39 protein-coding genes are annotated in these 20,966 nt (G+C 34.4%); all 39 read left to right on the top strand.

What is annotated here, in order from left to right:
• Positions 1 to 313: EF-Tu C-terminal domain-related protein (locus Q326_RS0108755; protein ID WP_026895047.1), on the top strand; the 313-nt coding region annotated here is incomplete at its 5' end.
• Between the two features lie 339 nt (positions 314 to 652).
• Positions 653 to 973: a 30S ribosomal protein S10 gene (gene rpsJ / locus Q326_RS0108750; RefSeq protein ID WP_026895046.1), complete on the top strand. Its 321-nt coding sequence runs from the start codon at positions 653 to 655 to the stop codon at positions 971 to 973.
• 72 nt (positions 974 to 1,045) lie between these two features.
• Positions 1,046 to 1,678 (top strand): 50S ribosomal protein L3, encoded by a 633-nt coding sequence (rplC, locus tag Q326_RS0108745; protein ID WP_026895045.1) that lies wholly within the window; start codon positions 1,046 to 1,048, stop codon positions 1,676 to 1,678.
• Positions 1,679 to 1,702: 24 nt separating this feature from the next.
• Positions 1,703 to 2,326 (top strand): 50S ribosomal protein L4, encoded by a 624-nt coding sequence (rplD, locus tag Q326_RS0108740; protein ID WP_026895044.1) that lies wholly within the window; start codon positions 1,703 to 1,705, stop codon positions 2,324 to 2,326.
• Positions 2,326 to 2,616: a 50S ribosomal protein L23 gene (gene rplW / locus Q326_RS0108735; protein WP_026895043.1), complete on the top strand. Its 291-nt coding sequence runs from the start codon at positions 2,326 to 2,328 to the stop codon at positions 2,614 to 2,616. Before rplD ends, rplW begins: the two co-directional genes overlap by 1 nt.
• 34 nt (positions 2,617 to 2,650) lie before the next feature.
• Positions 2,651 to 3,484, top strand: a complete 834-nt coding sequence (rplB, locus tag Q326_RS0108730) for a 50S ribosomal protein L2 (RefSeq protein WP_026895042.1) — start codon at positions 2,651 to 2,653, stop codon at positions 3,482 to 3,484.
• A 52-nt stretch (positions 3,485 to 3,536) separates the two neighbouring features.
• Complete coding sequence (rpsS, locus tag Q326_RS0108725; protein ID WP_026895041.1) at positions 3,537 to 3,821, top strand: 30S ribosomal protein S19; 285 nt, start codon at positions 3,537 to 3,539, stop codon at positions 3,819 to 3,821.
• Between the two features lie 56 nt (positions 3,822 to 3,877).
• Positions 3,878 to 4,213, top strand: coding sequence for a 50S ribosomal protein L22 (gene rplV, locus Q326_RS0108720; protein WP_026895040.1), 336 nt, complete (start codon positions 3,878 to 3,880; stop codon positions 4,211 to 4,213).
• A gap of 16 nt (positions 4,214 to 4,229) precedes the next feature.
• Entirely contained in the window at positions 4,230 to 4,898 is a 669-nt protein-coding gene (rpsC, locus tag Q326_RS0108715; RefSeq protein WP_026895039.1) for a 30S ribosomal protein S3, read from the top strand.
• Between the two features lie 32 nt (positions 4,899 to 4,930).
• Positions 4,931 to 5,374: a 50S ribosomal protein L16 gene (rplP, locus tag Q326_RS0108710; RefSeq protein ID WP_026895038.1), complete on the top strand. Its 444-nt coding sequence runs from the start codon at positions 4,931 to 4,933 to the stop codon at positions 5,372 to 5,374.
• On the top strand, positions 5,364 to 5,567 hold the full coding sequence (gene rpmC / locus Q326_RS0108705) for a 50S ribosomal protein L29 (protein ID WP_026895037.1): 204 nt from the start codon (positions 5,364 to 5,366) through the stop codon (positions 5,565 to 5,567). The genes rplP and rpmC overlap by 11 nt, the downstream gene beginning before the upstream one ends.
• Before the next feature lie 26 nt (positions 5,568 to 5,593).
• Entirely contained in the window at positions 5,594 to 5,848 is a 255-nt protein-coding gene (gene rpsQ, locus Q326_RS0108700; RefSeq protein WP_026895036.1) for a 30S ribosomal protein S17, read from the top strand.
• A gap of 31 nt (positions 5,849 to 5,879) precedes the next feature.
• Positions 5,880 to 6,248: a 50S ribosomal protein L14 gene (rplN, locus tag Q326_RS0108695; RefSeq protein ID WP_026895035.1), complete on the top strand. Its 369-nt coding sequence runs from the start codon at positions 5,880 to 5,882 to the stop codon at positions 6,246 to 6,248.
• 15 nt (positions 6,249 to 6,263) lie between these two features.
• Positions 6,264 to 6,575, top strand: a complete 312-nt coding sequence (gene rplX, locus Q326_RS0108690; protein ID WP_026895034.1) for a 50S ribosomal protein L24 — start codon at positions 6,264 to 6,266, stop codon at positions 6,573 to 6,575.
• A gap of 27 nt (positions 6,576 to 6,602) precedes the next feature.
• Positions 6,603 to 7,145, top strand: a complete 543-nt coding sequence (rplE, locus tag Q326_RS0108685; protein WP_084489585.1) for a 50S ribosomal protein L5 — start codon at positions 6,603 to 6,605, stop codon at positions 7,143 to 7,145.
• A gap of 15 nt (positions 7,146 to 7,160) precedes the next feature.
• Complete coding sequence (locus Q326_RS0108680) at positions 7,161 to 7,346, top strand: type Z 30S ribosomal protein S14 (RefSeq protein WP_026895032.1); 186 nt, start codon at positions 7,161 to 7,163, stop codon at positions 7,344 to 7,346.
• A gap of 30 nt (positions 7,347 to 7,376) precedes the next feature.
• On the top strand, positions 7,377 to 7,775 hold the full coding sequence (gene rpsH / locus Q326_RS0108675) for a 30S ribosomal protein S8 (protein WP_026895031.1): 399 nt from the start codon (positions 7,377 to 7,379) through the stop codon (positions 7,773 to 7,775).
• 37 nt (positions 7,776 to 7,812) lie between these two features.
• Complete coding sequence (gene rplF / locus Q326_RS0108670) at positions 7,813 to 8,352, top strand: 50S ribosomal protein L6 (protein ID WP_026895030.1); 540 nt, start codon at positions 7,813 to 7,815, stop codon at positions 8,350 to 8,352.
• 20 nt (positions 8,353 to 8,372) lie between these two features.
• Positions 8,373 to 8,741 carry a 50S ribosomal protein L18 gene (gene rplR / locus Q326_RS0108665; RefSeq protein ID WP_026895029.1) on the top strand — a complete coding sequence of 123 codons (369 nt, stop codon included), beginning with the start codon at positions 8,373 to 8,375 and terminating at the stop codon, positions 8,739 to 8,741.
• A gap of 16 nt (positions 8,742 to 8,757) precedes the next feature.
• Complete coding sequence (rpsE, locus tag Q326_RS0108660; RefSeq protein WP_026895028.1) at positions 8,758 to 9,264, top strand: 30S ribosomal protein S5; 507 nt, start codon at positions 8,758 to 8,760, stop codon at positions 9,262 to 9,264.
• 11 nt (positions 9,265 to 9,275) lie between these two features.
• On the top strand, positions 9,276 to 9,452 hold the full coding sequence (rpmD, locus tag Q326_RS0108655; protein ID WP_026895027.1) for a 50S ribosomal protein L30: 177 nt from the start codon (positions 9,276 to 9,278) through the stop codon (positions 9,450 to 9,452).
• A 24-nt stretch (positions 9,453 to 9,476) separates the two neighbouring features.
• Positions 9,477 to 9,917: a 50S ribosomal protein L15 gene (gene rplO / locus Q326_RS0108650; protein WP_026895026.1), complete on the top strand. Its 441-nt coding sequence runs from the start codon at positions 9,477 to 9,479 to the stop codon at positions 9,915 to 9,917.
• 1 nt (position 9,918) lies between these two features.
• On the top strand, positions 9,919 to 11,193 hold the full coding sequence (secY, locus tag Q326_RS0108645; RefSeq protein WP_026895025.1) for a preprotein translocase subunit SecY: 1,275 nt from the start codon (positions 9,919 to 9,921) through the stop codon (positions 11,191 to 11,193).
• A gap of 46 nt (positions 11,194 to 11,239) precedes the next feature.
• Positions 11,240 to 11,890, top strand: a complete 651-nt coding sequence (locus Q326_RS0108640) for an adenylate kinase (RefSeq protein ID WP_026895024.1) — start codon at positions 11,240 to 11,242, stop codon at positions 11,888 to 11,890.
• A complete protein-coding gene (gene map / locus Q326_RS0108635) occupies positions 11,890 to 12,642 on the top strand; it encodes a type I methionyl aminopeptidase (RefSeq protein WP_026895023.1) in 753 nt (250 codons plus the stop codon). Before Q326_RS0108640 ends, map begins: the two co-directional genes overlap by 1 nt.
• A gap of 5 nt (positions 12,643 to 12,647) precedes the next feature.
• Complete coding sequence (locus Q326_RS0108630) at positions 12,648 to 12,932, top strand: KOW domain-containing RNA-binding protein (RefSeq protein WP_026895022.1); 285 nt, start codon at positions 12,648 to 12,650, stop codon at positions 12,930 to 12,932.
• 24 nt (positions 12,933 to 12,956) lie between these two features.
• Positions 12,957 to 13,175: a translation initiation factor IF-1 gene (infA, locus tag Q326_RS0108625; RefSeq protein WP_026895021.1), complete on the top strand. Its 219-nt coding sequence runs from the start codon at positions 12,957 to 12,959 to the stop codon at positions 13,173 to 13,175.
• A 15-nt stretch (positions 13,176 to 13,190) separates the two neighbouring features.
• Positions 13,191 to 13,304 (top strand): 50S ribosomal protein L36, encoded by a 114-nt coding sequence (rpmJ, locus tag Q326_RS0108620; protein WP_005398614.1) that lies wholly within the window; start codon positions 13,191 to 13,193, stop codon positions 13,302 to 13,304.
• Between the two features lie 112 nt (positions 13,305 to 13,416).
• Positions 13,417 to 13,785, top strand: a complete 369-nt coding sequence (rpsM, locus tag Q326_RS0108615; RefSeq protein WP_026895020.1) for a 30S ribosomal protein S13 — start codon at positions 13,417 to 13,419, stop codon at positions 13,783 to 13,785.
• A 33-nt stretch (positions 13,786 to 13,818) separates the two neighbouring features.
• Positions 13,819 to 14,217 (top strand): 30S ribosomal protein S11, encoded by a 399-nt coding sequence (gene rpsK / locus Q326_RS0108610; protein ID WP_026895019.1) that lies wholly within the window; start codon positions 13,819 to 13,821, stop codon positions 14,215 to 14,217.
• A 26-nt stretch (positions 14,218 to 14,243) separates the two neighbouring features.
• Positions 14,244 to 14,867, top strand: coding sequence for a 30S ribosomal protein S4 (gene rpsD, locus Q326_RS0108605; protein ID WP_026895018.1), 624 nt, complete (start codon positions 14,244 to 14,246; stop codon positions 14,865 to 14,867).
• A gap of 61 nt (positions 14,868 to 14,928) precedes the next feature.
• Complete coding sequence (locus tag Q326_RS0108600) at positions 14,929 to 15,876, top strand: DNA-directed RNA polymerase subunit alpha (RefSeq protein ID WP_026895017.1); 948 nt, start codon at positions 14,929 to 14,931, stop codon at positions 15,874 to 15,876.
• Between the two features lie 24 nt (positions 15,877 to 15,900).
• Positions 15,901 to 16,242, top strand: a complete 342-nt coding sequence (gene rplQ / locus Q326_RS0108595) for a 50S ribosomal protein L17 (RefSeq protein ID WP_026895016.1) — start codon at positions 15,901 to 15,903, stop codon at positions 16,240 to 16,242.
• A gap of 147 nt (positions 16,243 to 16,389) precedes the next feature.
• Entirely contained in the window at positions 16,390 to 17,223 is an 834-nt protein-coding gene (locus tag Q326_RS0108590; RefSeq protein ID WP_026895015.1) for an energy-coupling factor transporter ATPase, read from the top strand.
• Positions 17,220 to 18,083, top strand: a complete 864-nt coding sequence (locus tag Q326_RS0108585) for an energy-coupling factor transporter ATPase (protein WP_026895014.1) — start codon at positions 17,220 to 17,222, stop codon at positions 18,081 to 18,083. Before Q326_RS0108590 ends, Q326_RS0108585 begins: the two co-directional genes overlap by 4 nt.
• Positions 18,076 to 18,876, top strand: coding sequence for an energy-coupling factor transporter transmembrane component T family protein (locus Q326_RS0108580; RefSeq protein WP_026895013.1), 801 nt, complete (start codon positions 18,076 to 18,078; stop codon positions 18,874 to 18,876). The genes Q326_RS0108585 and Q326_RS0108580 overlap by 8 nt, the downstream gene beginning before the upstream one ends.
• 131 nt (positions 18,877 to 19,007) lie before the next feature.
• Positions 19,008 to 19,742, top strand: a complete 735-nt coding sequence (gene truA / locus Q326_RS0108575; RefSeq protein ID WP_026895012.1) for a tRNA pseudouridine(38-40) synthase TruA — start codon at positions 19,008 to 19,010, stop codon at positions 19,740 to 19,742.
• A 183-nt stretch (positions 19,743 to 19,925) separates the two neighbouring features.
• Positions 19,926 to 20,354, top strand: a complete 429-nt coding sequence (gene rplM, locus Q326_RS0108570) for a 50S ribosomal protein L13 (protein ID WP_026895011.1) — start codon at positions 19,926 to 19,928, stop codon at positions 20,352 to 20,354.
• 22 nt (positions 20,355 to 20,376) lie between these two features.
• Complete coding sequence (gene rpsI / locus Q326_RS0108565) at positions 20,377 to 20,769, top strand: 30S ribosomal protein S9 (RefSeq protein WP_026895010.1); 393 nt, start codon at positions 20,377 to 20,379, stop codon at positions 20,767 to 20,769.
• Positions 20,770 to 20,966: the final 197 nt, after the last annotated feature.

The following is a 20,966-nucleotide window of genomic DNA, read 5'->3' as shown; positions in this document are numbered from 1 at the left end:
AGTATTAGCAGCACCAGGAACAATAACACCCCATACAAAGTTCAAAGCAGAAGTATATGTATTGACAAAAGAAGAGGGAGGAAGACATACACCATTCTTTAACGGATACAGACCACAATTCTACTTTAGAACAACAGACGTAACAGGAGAAATAAACTTAGAAGAAGGCGTAGAAATGTGTATGCCAGGAGACAATGCAACATTTGAAATCAAATTAATAACATCAATAGCGATGGAAGAAGGATTAAGATTTGCAATCCGTGAAGGTGGAAGAACAGTAGGAGCTGGAGTAGTTAGTGAGATTATAGAATAATCTAAAAGACATAAAAGATTACTAACATAAGATAGACATAAAACAAAAGAAGAGGTACCTCTTCTTTTGTTTTATGCTAAAAAAATAATAAAAAGTTTTAAATAACCCTTGAGTTTTAACTGTTTTTAAGTTAAAATATTAAAGTATGCAATTGACATGCGATGAAGCAAAAGGTTGCTGTATAACAGGGAATTTTTGTGGAGAATGTCCGATTGAGAGTCGGGCGACTGGGTTTTGTTTATGTGCTTGTCTGTTTTTAAAATAAAACGCCAGGGCAAGTGTGTCGGCAAATCCATGTCGTATGTAAAAAAAACATGCGATAGAAGGAGGGAATTGTTAATGTCAAAAGGTAATGGAAAACAAAAAATAAGAATCAGGTTGAAAGCTTATGACCATAAGGTTCTTGACTCATCAGCACAAAAGATAGTTGAAACTGCTAAAAGAACAGGGGCTACAGTATCAGGACCTGTACCTCTACCAACAGAGAAACAAGTAGTTACAATATTAAGGGCAGTTCATAAGTATAAAGATTCAAGAGAACAATTTGAACAGAGAACTCATAAAAGACTTATTGATATCTTGAGTCCTACTCCAAAGACTGTTGATTCATTGATGAGATTAAATTTACCAGCAGGTGTAGATATAGAAATAAAGCTTTAATTTGTATAGTTAATCCTGCTTAGTATGATTGCAATGATGCAATCCGCTGTAAGAATATAGGAGGTGTAACAAGTGAAAGGAATGTTAGGGAAAAAAATAGGAATGACTCAGATATTTAACGAGGATGGTTCCGTTATACCTGTAACAGTTATTGAAGGTGGACCTTTGGTAGTTGTACAGAAGAAGACTGAGGATAAAGATGGTTACAATGCTATTCAGGTTGGATTTGATACTGTAAAAGAGAAAAAGGTTAATAAGCCTAAAAAAGGCCATTTTGATAAGGCTGAAACAGAGTATAAAAGATATTTGAGAGAGATTAAAGTAGACAATATAGATGAATATGAAATTGGTCAAGAGATCAAAGTAGACATATTCACTGAAGGAGAAAGTGTTGATGTAATAGGAATTTCTAAAGGTAAGGGATTCCAAGGTGCTATAAAGAGACATAACCAATCAAGGGGACCAGAGACACACGGTTCTAAATATCATAGGGCAGTGGGTTCTATGGGAGCATCAGCATATCCTGCTAGAGTATTTAAAGGAAAGAATTTACCAGGACATATGGGTAATGAAAGAGTTACAGTGCAAAATCTAGAAGTTGTTAAAATAGATGTTGAAAAGAATTTATTATTAATAAAAGGTGCTGTGCCTGGACCTAAGGGCGGATTAATAACTATAAAAGACACAGTAAAAGTTTCTAAGTAAGTTTTATAGAAAGGAGGATATAATATGCCTAAAGTAGCTTTATATAATGTATCTGGACAACAGGTTGGAGATATAGAATTAACAGATGCTGTATTTGGTGTTAAAGTTAATAAACATGTTTTGCATGAATCTGTGAAGAATTATCTTGCTAATCAAAGACAAGGTACACAATCTGCAAAGACAAGGTCAGAAGTAAGAGGTGGCGGAAGAAAGCCATGGAGACAAAAAGGAACTGGTAGAGCTAGACAAGGAAGTATAAGATCTCCACAATGGACTGGTGGTGGAGTTGTGTTTGCTCCAAAACCAAGAGATTATAGATATACTTTACCTAAGAAAGTTAGAAGGCTTGCAATGAAGTCTGCTTTGAGTTCTAAAGTATTAAATGATGAGATTGTAGTATTGGACGAATTTAAGATGGAGAATCCTAAGACTAAGGATATGGCCAATATATTGAAAAACTTAAATTCTACTAAAAAAGCCCTCATAGTAATGGCTGAAAAAGATGAGAATATCATGAAATCAGCTAAGAATATACCAGGTGTTGAAACAACACTTATAAATTCATTGAATGTATATGATGTTTTAAAGTATGATACTTTTATCATTACTAAAGATGCTGTAACAAAAGTGGAGGAGGTGTATGCATAATGCGTAACCTACACGATATAATAAGAAAGCCTGTTATAACTGAACAAAGTATGAACGATATGGCTGAGGGCAAATATACTTTTGTTGTAGATAAAAGGGCGAATAAAACAGAAATTAAAAATGCCGTTGAGCATGTTTTTGGTGTAAAGGTAGCTAAGGTTAATACTATGAATATGAAGGGTAAATTAAAAAGAATGGGAATGAATATTGGAAGAAGACCCAGTTGGAAGAAGGCTATTGTACAATTGACAGAAGATAGCAAAGGCATTGAGTTCTTTGAAGGAATGTAATTGTAGTTTAGTATGTTAAAAGGAGGGAATCATAATGGGTATTAAGAAATATAAACCAACTTCTCCAGCACTGAGACAGATGACCGTTTCAACCTTTGAAGAAATTACTAAAAAAGAGCCGGAAAAGTCACTTTTGGCTCCTAAAAAGAAGAATGCTGGTAGAAATGCTCATGGGAAGATAACTATTCGCCATAGAGGCGGTGGAAATAAACAAAAATATAGAATAATAGATTTTAAAAGGAACAAAGATGGAATACCAGGACGCGTTGAAGCTGTAGAGTATGATCCTAATAGAACTGCTAATATTGCACTTATTGTCTATAGAGACGGAGAAAAGAGATATATATTAGCACCAAATAAAATAGCTGTTGGAGATATTATTGAATCTGGTGTCAATGCAGATATTAAATTGGGTAATGCGTTGCCTCTTAAAAATATACCTGTAGGTACAATGATTCATAATATTGAGTTAAAAGCTGGAAAAGGTGGACAATTGGTAAGATCAGCAGGGAATTCGGCTCAACTTATGGCTAAAGAGGGTAAATATGCTCAAATTAAATTGCCTTCAGGAGAAGTGAGAATGGTAAGACTTGAATGTAGAGCTACTATAGGTCAAGTTGGTAATATAGACCATGAAAATATAACTGTAGGTAAAGCAGGTAAAAAGAGGAATATGGGTATTAGACCTACTGTAAGAGGTAGTGTAATGAATCCTAACGACCATCCACATGGTGGTGGTGAAGGTAGAGCTCCAATTGGTAGACCGTCTCCTGTGAGTCCATGGGGCAAACCAACTTTGGGATATAAAACTCGTAAGAAGAATAAGAAATCAGATAAATTTATTATTAGAAGAAGAAAGAAAAAATAATAGGTATGTAGCCTGAGTATAGAAGCATTTCCAGTTGAAAGGAGGAGCATTAATGGGTAGATCATTAAAGAAAGGGCCATTTTGTGATGACCATCTTATGAAAAAAGTTGAAGAATTAAATAAAGAAAATGAAAAAAAGGTTATTAAAACTTGGTCTCGTAGATCCACAATTTTCCCACAAATGGTTGGTCATACCATAGCTGTTTATGATGGTAGGAAACATGTGCCAGTTTATATAACTGAAGATATGGTGGGTCATAAATTGGGAGAGTTTGCACCTACTAGAACATTTAAGGGACATGGAGATCATACAGAGCGATCAACTGCATTAAAGTAGAAAATATACTTTGTTATGTTTTAATAAAGAAGTATCTAAAGAAGGAGGGAATATAGGTGGAAGCTAAAGCTGTGGCTAAATATATTCGTATATCACCCAGAAAAGTTAAAATAGTTGCCGATCTTGTAAGGGGTAAATCAGTTGACGAGGCCCTTGCTATTTTGAAGTTTACTCCTAAAAAAGGAGCGGAAGTTTTAGAAAAGGTAGTTCAATCAGCCCTTGCCAATGCTGAAAATAATTTTAGCATGGACAGAGACAATTTATATGTAGCTCAAGTTTACGCCAATCAAGGACCGGTTCTAAAGAGATGGAGACCAAGGGCACAAGGTAGAGCTTTTCAGATAAAGAAGAGAACAAGTCATGTAGGAGTAGTTTTACAAGAGAGAGAGTAGAGAAGGAGGGCAATAAATGGGTCAAAAAGTTAATCCACATGGATTGAGAGTTGGCATCATAAAAGATTGGGATTCAAAATGGTATGCTGACAAGAAAAATTTCTCAGACTATCTTATTGAAGACCATGATATTCGTAAATATGTAAAAAATAAGTTGAAGATATCTGGAATTTCTAAAATAGAGATAGAGAGAGCAGCGAATAGAGTTAAACTTAATGTATATACTGCAAAACCAGGCATGGTAATTGGAAAAGGTGGATCTGGAGTAGAAGCATTGAGAAAAGAATTGGAAAAAATGACAGGTAAAAATATAATAGTAAATGTTGAAGAAGTAAAGGTTCCTGAAAAAGATGCTCAATTAGTAGCTGAAAATATCGCAGGACAGCTTGAAAGAAGGGTTTCTTTTAGAAGGGCAATGAAACAATCTATCCAAAGGGCAATGAGATCAGGTGCTAAGGGTGTAAAGACAGCTGTGTCTGGAAGATTAAATGGTGCTGATATGGCTAGAACAGAAGGATATAGTGAGGGAACAATACCTTTGCAAACACTTAGAGCAGATATTGATTATGGATTTGCTGAAGCAGATACAACTTATGGAAAAATAGGAGTTAAGGTTTGGATATATAAAGGAGAGGTTCTTCCGGTTAAAGAAGACCAAAAAGAACAAAACGGAAAGAATAAATAGAACTGAATTCTTTAAGGAAGGAGGAATAGGTTATGTTAATGCCTAAGAGAGTAAAGCATCGTAAGCAACAGAGAGGTAGAATGAAGGGTAAGGCTACTCGAGGAAATAAAATATCCTATGGTGAATTTGGTTTACAAGCTATGGAACCAGCATGGATAACTTCAAATCAAATAGAGGCAGCCAGAAGGGCTATGACAAGGCATATCAAAAGAGGTGGAAAGATTTGGATTAAAATATTCCCTGATAAGCCTGTAACATCACAACCAGCTGAGACTCGTATGGGTAAAGGTAAAGGATCACCAGAATACTGGGTATCAGTAGTTAAACCTGGAAGAGTATTATTTGAAATGGGTGGCATATCAGAGGAATTGGCTAGAGAGGCTATGAGATTGGCTGCTCACAAACTACCAATAAAATGTAAATTTGTGACACGTGAAGAGGGAGTAGAAAAGGGTGGTGAAGCTAATGAAAGCTAGTGAATTAAGAGATTTAACTGCTCAAGAACTAGATAATAGGCTATCAGAGTTAAAGGCAGAATTGTTTAATTTGAGATTTCAACTGGCTACTGGGCAGCTTGACAATCCAATGAGAATAAAGATGGTAAGAAAAGATATAGCTAGAGTGAAAACTGTAGTTAGAGAACGAGAAATAAATAAACTGAATGCTTAGCAGTTATAGGAAGGAGGGCTGTTTAAATGGACAGAGGAAATAGAAAAGTAAGAATAGGTCGAGTGGTAAGTGACAAGATGGATAAGACTGTGGTTGTTGCTGTTGAAACATTTGTCTCTCATCCTTTATATGGAAAGCAGATGAAAAAGACTACAAAATTTAAAGCCCATGATGAAAAAAATGAAGCCAATACAGGAGATAGAGTAAAAATAATGGAAACAAGACCATTAAGTAAACAAAAGAGATGGAGATTAGTTAATATAATTGAAAGAGCAAAATAATCCTTGTGTTTAATGAAGGGAGGTTAACAATATGATTCAAGCTGAGTCTCGATTAAAAGTAGCTGATAATTCTGGAGCTAGGGAATTACTATGTATAAAGGTTTTGGGCGGAACCAAGAGGAGATATGCTAATATTGGAGATGTAATAGTAGCTTCTGTCAAAAGTGCAACGCCTGGTGGTGTTGTAAAAAAAGGTGACGTAGTTAAAGCTGTTATAGTAAGAAGCAAAAGAGGACTAAGAAGAAAAGATGGAAGTTATATCAAATTCGATGAAAATGCAGCTGTAATTGTAAAAGATGATAAACAACCTACAGGAACTCGTATATTTGGTCCTGTAACTAGAGAATTAAGAGATGGAAACTTCATGAAGATTATATCTTTAGCACCTGAAGTGTTATAAGAGGAGGTGTAAATAATGCATATAAAAAAAGGTGATACAGTAGTTGTAATTGCTGGTAAAGATAAAGGAAAAAAAGGTAAAGTGCTTCAAGCATTTCCTAAGAAAAATAGAGTTTTAGTTGAAGGTGTAAACATGTTAACTAAACATCAGAGAGCAAACCAACAACTTCAGCAAGGTGGAATAGTTCACCAGGAAGGATCTATAGATATTTCTAATGTTATGCTTTATTGTAGTAAGGATAAACAAGGTGTTAGAGTTGGACATAAATTTCTAGACAATGGTGACAAAGTAAGGGTTTGTTCTAAGTGTGGGGAAGTATTAGACTAAAAGCCCTGTTGAAAGGAGGTTTAAAAAGTGATATCACGACTTAAAGAAAAATACGTTAGCGAAGTAGCTCCGGCTCTTATGGAGAAATTTAAATATAAGAATATGATGGAGGTTCCAAAGATTGAAAAAGTAACAATCAATATGGGCGTAGGAGAAGCGAAAGAAAACGCCAAACTTTTGGAATCTGCTATAGAAGAAATGGCTATAATTGCTGGACAAAAGCCAGTTATAACCAAAGCTAAAAAATCAGTTTCTAATTTTAAAATCAGAGAAGGTATGCCAGTAGGATGTAAAGTGACTCTAAGAGGAGAAAAAATGTATAGCTTCTTAGATAAATTTATGAATATAGCTTTACCTAGAGTTAGAGATTTTAGAGGTGTTTCTTCAACAGCCTTTGACGGAAGAGGAAACTATGCATTGGGTGTAAAGGAACAATTAATATTTCCTGAAATAGAATATGATAAAATAGACAGAATAAAAGGTATGGACATAATAATAGTTACTACTGCTGAAACAGATGAAGAGGCTAGAGAATTTTTAGCGCTAATGGGAATGCCCTTTAAAAAATAATGAGGAGGGAATAATGTGGCAAAGAAGTCAATGAAGTTAAAGCAACAAAAAAAAGCTAAGTACAGCACTAGAGCTTATAATAGATGTAAGATATGTGGAAGACCTCATGGTTATTTGAGAAAATATGGTGTTTGCCGTATATGCTTCAGAGAATTAGCATATAAAGGTCAAATACCAGGAGTAAGAAAAGCCAGCTGGTAGGATAAATGTTATAGGAAGGAGGTAGCTCTTATGGTTATGACTGATCCAATTGCAGATATGTTAACGAGGATTAGAAACAGTAATAATGCAAAACATGAAAAAGTAGATATTCCAGCTTCAAACATAAAAAAATCCTTGGCAAATATTCTTTTAGAAGAAGGTTTCATAAAGGGATTTGATGTTATAGATGATGGTAAGCAAGGTATTATAAGAGTTCAACTTAAGTACGGTAAAAATGATGAAAAGGTAATAGGTGGCTTAAAAAGAATTTCTAAACCAGGATTAAGGGTATATGCAAAAAATAACGAAATACCAAGAGTGCTTGGTGGGTTAGGAATAGCAATTTTATCAACTTCTAAAGGTATAATGACTGATAAAAGTGCTAGAAGCAATAATGTTGGTGGAGAAGTTCTTTGTTATGTATGGTAATATATTATCTATCATCTAGGAAACAGGAGGTGTAAACATGTCAAGAATAGGTATTAAGCCCATAGAAGTGCCTAATGGGATAGATGTTAAAATAGATGATAAAAACTATGTAGTAGTTAAGGGACCTAAAGGTCAGTTAGAGCAACAATTAGATAAAGATATGGAAATTAAAATAGAGAATAATGAAATCACTGTAAATAGACCAACTGAAAATAAGAGACATAAATCTTTACATGGATTAACTAGAACTTTATTGTACAATATGCTTGAAGGTGTTTCTAAAGGATATGAAAAGACTTTAGAAATAATAGGTGTAGGATATCGTGCACAAAAACAAGGGAAAAAGCTAGTATTAAACTTAGGTTTTTCTCATCCAGTAGAGATGGAAGATCCAGATGGAATACAAACAGAAGTTCCTTCTAACACAAAGGTTATAGTTAAAGGAATAGATAAACAAAAGGTAGGAAACTATGCAGCAGTTATAAGAGACCTAAGAAGACCTGAGCCATATAAAGGTAAAGGTATAAGATATGAAAATGAAGTAGTAAGACGTAAGGAAGGAAAGACTGCTAAGTAGTAGGAAAGGAGTGAATAAGGGTGCTTAAAAAAGTTAATAAAAATAAAAAGAGACAAAAAAGACATTTAAGGGCTAGAAATAAAATTCAAGGAACTCCTGAAAGACCTAGATTAAATGTATATAGAAGCCTAAACCATATATATGCACAAATTATAGATGATATAAATGGTAATACTTTAGCATCAGCTTCAACTTTGGATAACAAAATAAAAGAAAGTGTTGAAAGCACTGGAAATAAAGAAGCGGCTAGGAAAGTTGGAGAAGCTGTAGCAAAGAAAGCAGTGGAAAAAGGAATCGAAACTGTTATATTTGATAGAGGTGGATATATTTATCATGGTAGAGTTAAGGAACTTGCTGAAGGAGCTAGGGATGGCGGATTAAACTTTTAGAAAAGGAGGGGAATAAATGCAACGTGGACGTATTGATGCAAATGAATTAGATTTAAAAGAAAGAGTTGTTAATATAAATCGTGTAACTAAGGTTGTAAAAGGTGGTAGAAACTTTAGATTTAGTGCCCTAGTAGTAGTTGGAGATGAAAATGGTCATGTTGGAGTTGGTATGTCAAAGGCTATAGAGATTCCAGATGCTATAAAGAAGGCAATACAAGATGCTAAGAAGCATTTAATAAAAGTACCCCTTATTGATGCAACCATACCTCATGAAATAGTAGGAAATTTTGGAGCAGGTAGTGTTCTTTTAAAACCAGCTCAACCAGGTACTGGAGTTATTGCTGGAGGACCTGTTCGTGCAGTTCTAGAATTAGCTGGAGTTAGAGACATAAGAACTAAATCTTTAGGCTCTAATAATCCAAGAAATATGGTTGATGCCGTTATGGAAGGGTTAGCCAGTCTTAAGAAAGCAGAAGATGTTGCTAAATTAAGAGGAAAATCAGTTGAAGAAATAATAGGTTAGGGGGGAACACCTTGGCTAAGATTAATGTTAAACTAGTTAGAAGTAAAATTGGAAAAAATGAAAAACAAAGAAGAACTATAGAAGCATTAGGACTAAGGAAAATTGGTCAAATAGTTGAAAAAGAAGATACTCCTCAGATAAGAGGTATGATTGAAAAAGTAAATCATATGGTTGAAGTAATAGAATAATGTAATTCCGAAGGAGGTGCAACCATGAAATTACATGAATTAAAACCCAATGCTGGAAGTACAAAGAATAGAAAAAGACTAGGTAGAGGTACTGCTACAGGTCAAGGAAAAACAGCTGGTAGGGGCGAAAATGGACAAAACTCTCGTTCAGGTGGAGGAGTAAGGCCTGGATTTGAAGGTGGTCAAATGCCTTTGTATAGAAGATTACCAAAAAGAGGGTTTACTAATATATTTGCTAAAAAATATTCCACAGTTAATATTAAAGATTTAAATAGATTTGAAGAAAATACATTGGTTACTCCAGAGCTTTTAAAGGAAACAGGTGTTATAAGCAAAATACAAGACGGAGTTAAGATTCTTGGCGATGGAAGCTTAGACAAAAAGTTAACCGTAAAAGCCCATAAATTCACAAAAAGTGCAGCAGAGAAGATAGAGGCCACCGGGGGAAAGGCAGAGGTGATTTAAAGTGTTATCAACTTTAAAAAATGCTTGGAAGATCCCAGATTTAAGAAAAAGAATTTTATTTACACTTATGATGCTAGTAGTATTTAGACTAGGAGCCAATATACCAGTACCATTTATAGATAAAAAGGTTATAGCTGAAATGTTTGAAGGTGGCGGAGGCGGAATACTTGGATTTATAGATTTAATGGCTGGTGGAGCCTTTAAGCAGATGACTATATTTGCATTGAATATATATCCATATATTACAGCTTCCATTATAATGCAGCTTTTAACTATAGCTATACCTAGGCTTGAAGCCCTTGCTAGAGAAGGAGAAGAGGGAAGAAAAAAGATTGCTCAATATACAAGATATGGTACTGTAATATTTGCTCTTATTCAAGCAATAGGTATTAGTGTTGGTCTTTTTAGAAATGCCATAATACATCAAAGTGGATTATCAATGGCTACTGTGGTTATTGTTCTTACTGCAGGTACTGCCTTCCTTATGTGGTTAGGTGAGCAGATTACTGAATATGGTATTGGTAATGGAATATCTTTGATTATATTTACAGGTATAGTTTCTAGAGTACCAGCTGGGATAATGCAAGTTTTTGGATTATACAAGACAGGTAATGTTAGTATAATTGAGATTCTACTATTTCTTATAATAGCAACTATTATAATTGCAGGTGTAGTTGCTATACAAGAAGGACAGAGAAGAATACCTGTTCAGTACGCTAAAAGAGTCGTTGGAAGGAAAATGTATGGGGGACAAAATACACATATACCATTGAAGGTATTGATGGCTGGAGTTATTCCAGTAATATTCTCTACGTCATTGTTGGCATTCCCTCAAACATTAGTATTTTTCTTTGATGGTAAATTTGCAGAGGTTGTTTCTAAGTATTTTTCACCAAATGGAAATCCTGGAGTATGGATTTATTCTATACTAAATATTTTGCTGATAATATTCTTCACTTATTTTTATACAGCAATACAGTTTAATCCTGTAGAATATGCTAATAATCTTAAACAGTATGGTGGATTCATACCAGGAATAAGACCGGGGAAACCCACTGCTGATTATTTGAATAGAGTACTTTCAAGGATTACCCTAGTGGGTGCATTAGCTTTGGCCCTTATAGCTTCAATACCAACATTGATTTTTTCATTTACAAATTTAAATATTGGTTTTGGAGGAACAGCATTGTTAATAGTTGTTGGGGTTGCCCTTGAAACTATGAAGCAAATAGAGTCACAGATGATGATGAGACATTATAAAGGATTTTTAAAATAGATTAGTCCAATAGGTATTAAAAAAACTCCATAAGGAGATGATTATAGTGAGACTTATATTGCTTGGACCACCTGGAGCTGGGAAAGGAACCCAAGCTTCAGGTATAATTAAAAAATATGATATCCCTCATATATCAACAGGAGATATATTTAGAAAGAATATAAAAGAGGGTACAGATTTAGGAAAAAAGGCTAAGGAATATATGGATAAAGGACTATTAGTTCCTGATGAATTAGTGGTTGCCATTGTAAAGGATAGATTAACAGAAGATGATTGTAAAAAGGGATTCTTATTGGACGGTTTTCCTAGAACTGTTGCACAGGCCGATGCGTTGGATAAAGAACTTAGCAATCTTGGTCACAGTTTAGATAATGTTATTAATATTGATGTGCCTAAAGAAGCCTTAATAGAGAGGGCTGTAGGTAGAAGAATATGCAAAGACTGTGGTGCTACTTTCCATACTAAGTTTAATCCACCTAAAAAAGAAGGCGTATGTGATGTATGCGGTGGAGATCTTTATCAAAGAGATGATGATACTGCTGAAACTGTTACAAAGAGAATAGAAGTATATCAAGAACAGACTAGACCCCTAATAGATTACTATAATAAAAAAGGAATCGTGTTAGACATTGATGGTGCTCAAGATATAGAGAAGGTATTTGAGGATATTGTCAATAGATTGGAGAGCGATGCATAATGATAATTATCAAAACTCCTAGGGAAGTAGATAAAATGAGAGATGCAGGTAAGCTTACTGCAGAAACTCATTTTTATCTAAAAGATTTTATAAAACCTGGTATAACCACAAAGAAACTTGATGAAATAGCTGAGGACTTTATAAGAAAGAATGGAGCCCTTCCAGCATTTAAAGGGTATGGAGGATTTCCAGGTTCTATATGTATTTCTATAAATCAGGAAGTAGTTCATGGGATACCAGGGCCTAGGGTTATAAATGATGGGGATATAGTAAGTATAGATACTGGTGTTATATTAAATGGGTATTACGGAGATGCTGCAAGAACCTATGGCATTGGAAATATATCTGAAGAACATCAAGAACTAGTTGATGTAACGAAAGAATCTTTTTTTCAAGGTCTAAAATATGCAAAAGTAGGTTATAGGCTATCAGACATATCTAATGCTATACAAAAATATGTTGAAGATAATGGTTTTTCTATAGTTAGAGATTATGTTGGGCATGGCATAGGACAAAAGATGCATGAAGACCCACAAATACCTAATTTTGGTCCTCCGGGAAGGGGTCCAAGGTTAAAACCAGGAATGGTTCTTGCTATTGAGCCCATGGTAAATGCTGGTGCTTATCATGTAGATGTACTTGAAGACAATTGGACGGTAGTTACTGCTGATAATAAAGTATCTGCCCATTACGAGAATACTATAGTTATAACTGAGGATGAACCAGAGATTCTGACAATTATTGAGAGGTGAAGACCGTGGAAACTACTGAAGGAATAGGTATAGGTCAAGTAGTTAGGTCCAAGGCCGGCAGAGATAAGAATAAATTTTTTGTTGTTATAAATGTTATAGATGATAGATATGTCTTATTAGTAGACGGAGATATGAGGAAATTAGACACACCAAAAAAGAAAAAAATTAAACATCTTGTAGTCTATAATTATAGGATTGAAGAGTTGAGGCAGAGGCTTGAGAAGAAGATCAAGATTAATAATGCTTTTATAAGAAAAATGTTGTCTGCTGTTGAGAGCAAGTTACAATAAAAGGAATGGAGGTTAGATAACCTAATGTCCAAAAAAGATGTTATCGAGGTAGAAGGTACTGTTGTTGAGGCCCTACCTAATACAATGTTTAGAGTTAAGTTAGAAAATGATCATGAAATATTAGCTCATATTTCAGGTAAATTAAGGATGAATTTCATTAGAATTCTTCCCGGGGATAAAGTAACACTAGAACTTTCTCCTTATGATTTAACAAGGGGAAGAATAACCTGGCGAAAGAAGTAGCGAGGAGGGATCACAGTGAAGGTAAGACCATCAGTAAAAAAAATGTGTGAAAAATGTAAAATAATAAGAAGAAAAGGCAAGGTAATGGTTATTTGTGAAAATCCTAAACATAAGCAAAAACAAGGATAATCCCAAAAATTTTATGGATGTAATTACTAATTTATAATATAATTATTGACGCGGCTGCTTTATTAAGATTAAGTTTAAGGTATAGCAGAGTGATTAGGAGGTGTAGAGTTAAATGGCCAGAATTTCAGGTGTTGACTTGCCAAGGGACAAAAGAGTTGAGATTGGATTAACTTATATATATGGTATAGGCAGATCAAGATCAAACGAAATATTGAAAAATGTTGGTGTGAATCCAGATACAAGGGTTAAAGATCTAACAGAAGACGAAGTAACAAAATTGAGAACAACTATAGATAAATATATGGTTGAAGGTGATTTAAGAAGAGAAATAGCAATGAATATCAAAAGACTTAGAGAGATAGGTTGCTATAGAGGTATTAGACATAGAAGAGGATTGCCTGTTAGAGGACAAGGAACTAAAAATAATGCAAGAACAAGAAAAGGTCCTAAGAGGTTAGCAAGTAAGAAGAAAAAGAAATAATTGATTATAGAAATGGAAAAGGAGGGACTCTAGTTGGCTAAAAAAGGTGTAAAAAAAGCGCGTGTTAAAAGAAAACAGCGAAAAAATATAGAAAGAGGTCAGGCACATATTCAGTCTACCTTCAATAACACTATAGTTACATTGACAGATACTCAAGGAAATTCTATCTCTTGGGCCAGCGCAGGACAGTTAGGTTTTAGAGGTTCAAGAAAATCAACTCCTTTTGCTGCTCAAATGGCTGCAGAGACAGCAGCTAAAAAAGCCATGGAACATGGTTTGAAGACTGTAGAAGTATACGTTAAAGGTCCAGGAGCAGGAAGAGAAGCTGCTATTAGGTCTCTACAAGCCGCAGGGTTAGAAGTAAACTTAATTAAGGATGTTACTCCAATACCACATAACGGTTGTAGACCACCTAAGAGAAGAAGAGTTTAATTATATTCATATAGGAGGTGTGAAATATGGCAAGATATACAGGTCCAGTATGTAGACTTTGTCGAAGAGAAGGACTTAAATTATATTTAAAGGGCGATAAATGTTTTACTGATAAATGCCCTATTAATAAAAGAAATTATGCACCAGGACAACATGGTCAAGGTAGAAAGAAATTATCAGAACACGGTATCCAGTTGAGAGAAAAACAAAAAGTTCGTAGATATTATGGAGTGCCAGAAAATCAGTTTACAAAGTACTTTGCAGAAGCTGATAAAATGGAAGGTATAACAGGTGAAAACCTATTAAAAGTTTTAGAGTCTAGATTAGACAATGTAGTTTATAGATTAGGATTAGCTTCTTCAAGGGCAGAAGCTAGACAGTTAGTTACTCATGGTCATTTTGAAGTTAATGGCAGAAAGGTAAATGTTCCTTCTTATTTGACATCAGTAGGTGATACTATTAAGGTAAAAGAAAATAGTAAAAAATCAGTTAAATTCAAAGAATTAGTAGAGAATCATCAAGGTACTGTACCCCAATGGTTACAAGTTGATGCAGAAAGCATGACAGCTAAAATAGTTGGGGAAGTGTCAAGAGAAGATATAGAATTACCAATAGAAGAACATCTAATTGTAGAGTGGTACTCAAAATAATCTAGCTAGAATCAGTTACCCTCAGAAAAGATAAAAAAATATAGGGAGGGTTCAAATTATAATGATTGAAATTGAAAAACCCAAGATAGAGATATTAGAGTTAAGTGAAGACAATACCTATGGTAAATTTGTAGTAGAGCCTCTAGAAAGAGGTTATGCTACAACATTGGGAAATTCTCTTAGAAGAATATTGTTGTCATCTCTGCCTGGGGCAGCAGTGTCTTCTATAAAGATCCAAGGTGTTTTACATGAGTTCTCAACAATACCTGGAGTACTAGAAGATGTGACAGAGATTATACTAAATATAAAAGATATATCTGCAAAGATGCATACAGATGAGACTGTAACTTTAATAATAGATGCTGAAGGTCCAGGAGAAGTTAAAGCTGGAGATATTCAAACAGGTGTAGATGTTGAGATATTGAATAAGGATTTGCACATAGCTACAATTGAAGAGGGCGGCAAACTGTATATGGAGCTTGAGATGGTAAAAGGTAGGGGCTATGTACCTGCAGAAAGAAATAAGAAGGAAGATCAAACTATAGGTATAGTTCCTATAGATTCCATATTTACTCCAGTAAAAAAGGTTAATTTCCATGTTGATAATACTAGAGTAGGTCAACTTACTGACTATCATAAATTAACTCTAGAAATATTGACTGATGGAACTATTAAACCAGATGAAGCTGCGTCTTTAGGAGCAAAGATATTTAATGAGCATCTAAATCTATTTATATCCCTTACTGATCATGTAAGTGATGTTGAGATAATGGTTGAAAAAGAAGAAGATAAAAAAGAAAAAGTATTAGAAATGACTATAGAGGAATTAGACTTATCTGTAAGGTCTTATAACTGCTTAAAAAGGGCAGGCATTAATACTGTTGATGAATTAGCCCAAAAGACAGAAGAAGATATGATGAAAGTAAGGAACCTAGGAAAGAAATCCCTTGAAGAGGTTCAGAAAAAACTTGATGAATTGGGATTAAGTCTTAAGAAAAGTGAAGAATAATTCCGACTAAAGGAGGGATAATGTATGGCTAAACTAAGAAAGCTGGGACGAACTACGGACCACAGAACTGCAATGCTAAGAAACCTTGTAACAAGTTTGTTGAAGGATGGAAAGATTGAAACTACTGTTACAAGAGCAAAAGAGACTAGAAGAATGGCTGAAAAGATGGTCACACTAGGAAAAAGAGGAGACCTACATGCTAGACGACAAGCCCTTTCTTATATATATGATGAAACAGTAGTAAAAAAGCTGTTTGATGAGATTGCTCCAAATTATGCGGACAGAAATGGCGGATATACTAAAATATTAAAATTAGGACCTCGTAGAGGCGATGGAAGCGAAATGGTGATACTAAAGTTAGTTTAACGGTCAAGGGGATTAAGTTGGAGTTACAGCTTAATCCTCTTTTTATTTATTCATATATTTATTATTATTTGTTTGAATAGCTTTTCTACATATGCTAAAATTAATTAGTGGTATAAAGTTAAAAAGCTCCTTGGAGGGGGTTAATAGATGAATAAAGATATAATGATAAAAATAGATAATGTGACTTATGAATATACAAATAATGAAAATGAGAAGCAGGCAGCATTAAAGGATGTAAATTTGGAGATAAAAAAGGGACAATTTGTAGTAATTTTAGGTCATAACGGTTCTGGTAAATCCACCCTTGCTAAGCATATAAATGCATTATTATTACCAACGAAGGGTAATGTATATGTAGATGGCATGGATACTAGCAATCCTGAAGATATATGGAATATTAGACAGACTGCTGGAATGGTTTTTCAGAATCCAGATAACCAATTAGTTGCTACCATAGTAGAAGAAGATGTAGCATTTGGCCCAGAAAATCAAGGTATTGCTCCTTCAGAGATAAGGAAAAGAGTAGATGCTTCATTGGAAGCAGTAGAAATGGAAGCATATAAAAAACATGCCCCCCATCTACTATCTGGTGGTCAAAAACAGAGAATTGCAATAGCTGGAGTATTAGCAATGAATCCACAGTGTATAGTATTGGATGAGCCTACTGCTATGCTAGATCCATCGGGTAGAAAAGAAGTAATGAATACTATTATGAAGCTAAATAAATTAGAAAAAAAGACTATTGTACACATAACCCATTATATGGATGAGGCAGTAAATGCCGATAGAATAATTATAATGGCGGGTGGAAGGGCTGTATTGGAAGGCACTCCAAAAGAAGTATTTAGTAAGGTAAATATAATGAAAAAATATGGATTAGATATACCTCAAGTTACAGAGTTGGCATTTAAGCTAAATCAAGAGGGTATAGACATTCCTATTGATATCTTGACAGTAGAAGAAATGGTGGGATTAATATGAGTATAAAAACAGAAGGATTAACCCATATATATAGTGCAGGAAGCCCCTTTGAGAAAAGGGCGTTGGATGATGTAAATATAGATATTGAATCAGGAGAATTTGTTGGCCTAATTGGACATACGGGTTCAGGAAAATCTACATTGATACAACATCTAAATGGACTTTTGAAACCTACATCTGGAAAAATAATAATAGACGGGTTGGATATAACTGCAAAAGGGATTAAAATGAAGACCATAAGAGAGAAGGTTGGACTAGTATTTCAATATCCTGAGCATCAACTATTTGAAGAAACTGTATATAAAGATGTAGCATTTGGTCCTAAAAATTTAGGATTGTCTGATGAAGAAGTTAAAGACAGAGTGAAAGAGGCAATGGAACTGGTAGGATTAGATTTTGAGATGGTAAATGATAGATCACCATTTGAACTCAGTGGTGGCCAACGGAGAAGGGTAGCCATAGCAGGAGTATTGGCTATGAAACCAAGTATATTAATCCTAGATGAACCTACTGCTGGATTAGATCCCAAGGGCAGAGATGATATCTTAGGGCAGATAAATAATCTGTATAGGAAAAATAAGACTACTATAGTACTTGTATCTCACAGTATGGAAGATATAGCAAAGCTTGTGAACAAGGTTATAGTAATGCATAGGGGAAAAGTAACTATGACAGGAGCACCACGGGAGATTTTTAAGAATGTTGAGGATTTAGAAAGAATGGGATTGGGTGTACCACAGATAACATATGTTATGAGGGAATTAAAGAAAAGGGGTAAAAATATAAGGGATGATGTTATTACTGTAGATGAAGCAAAAGAGGAAATATTAAAATATTTGAGGAGAAATGACCATGCTTAAAGATATAACTATTGGACAATATTTTCCAGGGGATTCAGTTGTACATAAGCTGGACCCAAGGATAAAAATAATTGTAACATTTGTATTTATAATTTCATTGTTCTTTATTAATACCTTTATCCCTTATATTTTTGTCTTTGGATTTATTTTTTCTGCTATTATGATATCAAAGGTACCCCCTAAATTTATATTTAAAGGATTGAAACCATTAGTAATAATAATAGCTATCACCTTTTTTATAAATGTATTTATGACTAAAGGAGAAATACTATTTGAAATTGGACCACTGGATGTAACTAAAGAAGGTCTATTTCAAGCTACATTTATGGCGTTAAGGCTTGTATTGCTTATAATAGGGACTTCTCTATTGACTCTTACCACATCACCAATAGCCCTTACAGACGGCATAGAAAGGCTGTTAAATCCATTTAAAAGGATTGGAGTGCCAGCCCATGAGTTGGCTATGATGATGACAATAGCATTGAGATTCATACCTACTCTTTTAGAAGAAACAGACAAAATAATGAAGGCACAAATGGCTAGAGGAGCAGATTTTGAAAGTGGAAATATACTTAGTAGAGCAAAAAATCTAGTACCTTTGTTAGTCCCATTATTTATAAGTGCCTTTAGAAGGGCAGATGAGTTGGCAATGGCAATGGAAGCCAGATGCTATAGAGGAGGAGAGAACCGTACTAGGATGAGACAATTATCATTACAAACAAGAGACTTTGTAGTATTGTCTATGACTATTGTTTTATTAGGCATAATTATATATTTTAGGTATTTTGCATAGACAATTTTCAGTCCATAATTCTTGCTGATTCTTTCCTAAGACCTAAGAACTAAGAGCTAAGAACTAAGAGCTAAGAACTAAGAGCTAAGAACTAAGAACCAAGACCTGTATTCTATAAAAGGATGAAAGATATGAGAAATATAAAGATTATCATTGAATACGATGGAACTAAATTTAATGGTTGGCAATCTCAACCAAACTGTAGGACAGTACAGGGAGTATTGGAAAGGGCTATAAATAAGCTCACTGATGAAAATATAAAGATAATTGGTGCAGGAAGAACTGATGGTGGAGTACATGCTAAGGGCCAGGCGGCTAATTTTATTACTAATTCCAGTATACCAGGAGATAGGTTTTTCATGGCATTAAATTCAGTACTACCCAATGATATATCTATTGTAAATTCTGAGGAAGTGGATTTAGATTTCCATTCTAGATATAATGCAAAGGGAAAAATATATGAATATATAATATATAATAGTAGAATCAGAAGTCCAATATACAGAAATTATAGTTGGCATGTTCCACTTAAGTTGGATATAAAAAGTATGAGATCAGCGTTAAAATACTTTAAAGGGACCCATGATTTTAGAGGCTTCATGTCATCGGGAAGTAATGTAAAGGATACGGTTAGGACTATATATGATATAGAAATTTCTTCCTTTGCTAAATTTATAAAGGTAAAAATTAGTGGAAATGGTTTCTTATATAATATGGTTAGGATAATAATAGGTACATTGGTGGATGTAGGCCAAAAGAATATATATGTTGAAGATATAAAAGATATAATAAAGTCTAAACAAAGAGAGAATGCAGGTAAAACTGCAAAACCTCAAGGATTATATTTGAAAGAAGTCTTTTATTGAAAAGGGTTGACACACTAGGATGGTTGTATTAAAATATATAGAGTATGAGTGTATAAAAATCCACTAGCCCCGGGTTTTTATAGCACGGTGGATAAAAATTTTCCACTATGTGTTTTGACAAAATCTATTTTAAAAGGTTTTGTTATTTTATGATAAATGTTTGTTGTATGAGGAGGGAAAAGAATGAAAAGCTTTGTAGCAAAGCCTCAAGAAATTGAGAGAAAATGGTATGTTATAGATGCAGAAGGAAAGACATTGGGAAGGCTTGCCACAGAAATAGCAAAGTTGTTAAGAGGTAAGCATAAACCTATATATACACCTCATGTAGATACTGGAGATTACGTTATAGTATTGAATGCAGAGAAGGTATCAGTTACAGGAAAAAAAGCTCAACAAAAGTTATATAGACACCATTCTTTACATCCAGGTGGATTAAAAGAAGTTTCTTTTAAAAGGATGATATCTGAAAAACCAGAAAGAGTTATAGAGTTAGCGGTAAAAGGTATGCTACCAAAAAACAGCTTAGGTAGAGCAATGTTTAAGAAATTAAAGGTTTATAGAGGCGGAGAACATGATCATGAAGCCCAAAAACCTGAAGTTTATGAGATATAGGTTCAGGAAGGGAGGATTATAAGTGGCTAAAGTTCAATATTATGGTACAGGAAGAAGAAAAAAAGCAATAGCTAGAGTTAGATTAGTTCCAGGTACTGGTGATGTTAAAATAAATAATAGAACTATCGATGAATTCTTTAACTATGAAACATTAAAGGTTAAAGTAAAGGAACCATTAGTGATAACTGATACTTTGGATAAATATGATGTTATTGTTAATGTGAACGGTGGTGGATATACAGGTCAAGCTGGAGCTATAAGACTTGGTATATCAAGGGCATTATTAAAGGCCGATGCAGAGCTTAGAGGAGTACTTAAAAAAGCAGGTATGTTGACAAGAGACCCAAGAATGACCGAAAGAAAGAAATATGGTTTGAAGAAAGCAAGAAGGGCACCTCAGTTCTCAAAAAGATAATATATTATTTCAAAAAACACTGGAATTGTTCCAGTGTTTTTTTAATCCCCTAGTATAGTTTTTGATAGATAATAATATTATTATATCAGAGGAAAATACAGTTCTTAGTTCTTAGCTCTTAGTTGTTAGGGAAGGAGGGGGGCGCTAGCGCCCCCCAAGAGCCAAGAGCCAAGAGCCAAGAGCCAAGAGCCAAGAGC

The sequence above is a fragment of the Clostridiisalibacter paucivorans DSM 22131 genome, assembly GCF_000620125.1.
Classification (GTDB): Bacteria; Bacillota; Clostridia; order Tissierellales; family Clostridiisalibacteraceae; genus Clostridiisalibacter; species Clostridiisalibacter paucivorans.
Note: the sequence above shows the minus strand (reverse complement) of the source record. Positions and strands in the feature narration are given on the sequence as shown.

Coding starts and splice junctions, on each gene's coding strand:
- rpsJ (WP_026895046.1), top strand. CDS start 653: ATGTCAAAAGGTAATGGAAAACAAAAAATAAGAATCAGGTTGAAAGCT.
- rplD (WP_026895044.1), top strand. CDS start 1,703: ATGCCTAAAGTAGCTTTATATAATGTATCTGGACAACAGGTTGGAGAT.
- rplW (WP_026895043.1), top strand. CDS start 2,326: ATGCGTAACCTACACGATATAATAAGAAAGCCTGTTATAACTGAACAA.
- rplB (WP_026895042.1), top strand. CDS start 2,651: ATGGGTATTAAGAAATATAAACCAACTTCTCCAGCACTGAGACAGATG.
- rpsS (WP_026895041.1), top strand. CDS start 3,537: ATGGGTAGATCATTAAAGAAAGGGCCATTTTGTGATGACCATCTTATG.
- rpsC (WP_026895039.1), top strand. CDS start 4,230: ATGGGTCAAAAAGTTAATCCACATGGATTGAGAGTTGGCATCATAAAA.
- rplP (WP_026895038.1), top strand. CDS start 4,931: ATGTTAATGCCTAAGAGAGTAAAGCATCGTAAGCAACAGAGAGGTAGA.
- rpmC (WP_026895037.1), top strand. CDS start 5,364: ATGAAAGCTAGTGAATTAAGAGATTTAACTGCTCAAGAACTAGATAAT.
- rpsQ (WP_026895036.1), top strand. CDS start 5,594: ATGGACAGAGGAAATAGAAAAGTAAGAATAGGTCGAGTGGTAAGTGAC.
- rplN (WP_026895035.1), top strand. CDS start 5,880: ATGATTCAAGCTGAGTCTCGATTAAAAGTAGCTGATAATTCTGGAGCT.
- rplX (WP_026895034.1), top strand. CDS start 6,264: ATGCATATAAAAAAAGGTGATACAGTAGTTGTAATTGCTGGTAAAGAT.
- rpsH (WP_026895031.1), top strand. CDS start 7,377: ATGGTTATGACTGATCCAATTGCAGATATGTTAACGAGGATTAGAAAC.
- rplF (WP_026895030.1), top strand. CDS start 7,813: ATGTCAAGAATAGGTATTAAGCCCATAGAAGTGCCTAATGGGATAGAT.
- rpsE (WP_026895028.1), top strand. CDS start 8,758: ATGCAACGTGGACGTATTGATGCAAATGAATTAGATTTAAAAGAAAGA.
- rplO (WP_026895026.1), top strand. CDS start 9,477: ATGAAATTACATGAATTAAAACCCAATGCTGGAAGTACAAAGAATAGA.
- map (WP_026895023.1), top strand. CDS start 11,890: ATGATAATTATCAAAACTCCTAGGGAAGTAGATAAAATGAGAGATGCA.
- infA (WP_026895021.1), top strand. CDS start 12,957: ATGTCCAAAAAAGATGTTATCGAGGTAGAAGGTACTGTTGTTGAGGCC.
- rpsM (WP_026895020.1), top strand. CDS start 13,417: ATGGCCAGAATTTCAGGTGTTGACTTGCCAAGGGACAAAAGAGTTGAG.
- rpsD (WP_026895018.1), top strand. CDS start 14,244: ATGGCAAGATATACAGGTCCAGTATGTAGACTTTGTCGAAGAGAAGGA.
- Q326_RS0108600 (WP_026895017.1), top strand. CDS start 14,929: ATGATTGAAATTGAAAAACCCAAGATAGAGATATTAGAGTTAAGTGAA.
- rplQ (WP_026895016.1), top strand. CDS start 15,901: ATGGCTAAACTAAGAAAGCTGGGACGAACTACGGACCACAGAACTGCA.
- Q326_RS0108590 (WP_026895015.1), top strand. CDS start 16,390: ATGAATAAAGATATAATGATAAAAATAGATAATGTGACTTATGAATAT.
- Q326_RS0108585 (WP_026895014.1), top strand. CDS start 17,220: ATGAGTATAAAAACAGAAGGATTAACCCATATATATAGTGCAGGAAGC.
- Q326_RS0108580 (WP_026895013.1), top strand. CDS start 18,076: ATGCTTAAAGATATAACTATTGGACAATATTTTCCAGGGGATTCAGTT.
- truA (WP_026895012.1), top strand. CDS start 19,008: ATGAGAAATATAAAGATTATCATTGAATACGATGGAACTAAATTTAAT.
- rplM (WP_026895011.1), top strand. CDS start 19,926: ATGAAAAGCTTTGTAGCAAAGCCTCAAGAAATTGAGAGAAAATGGTAT.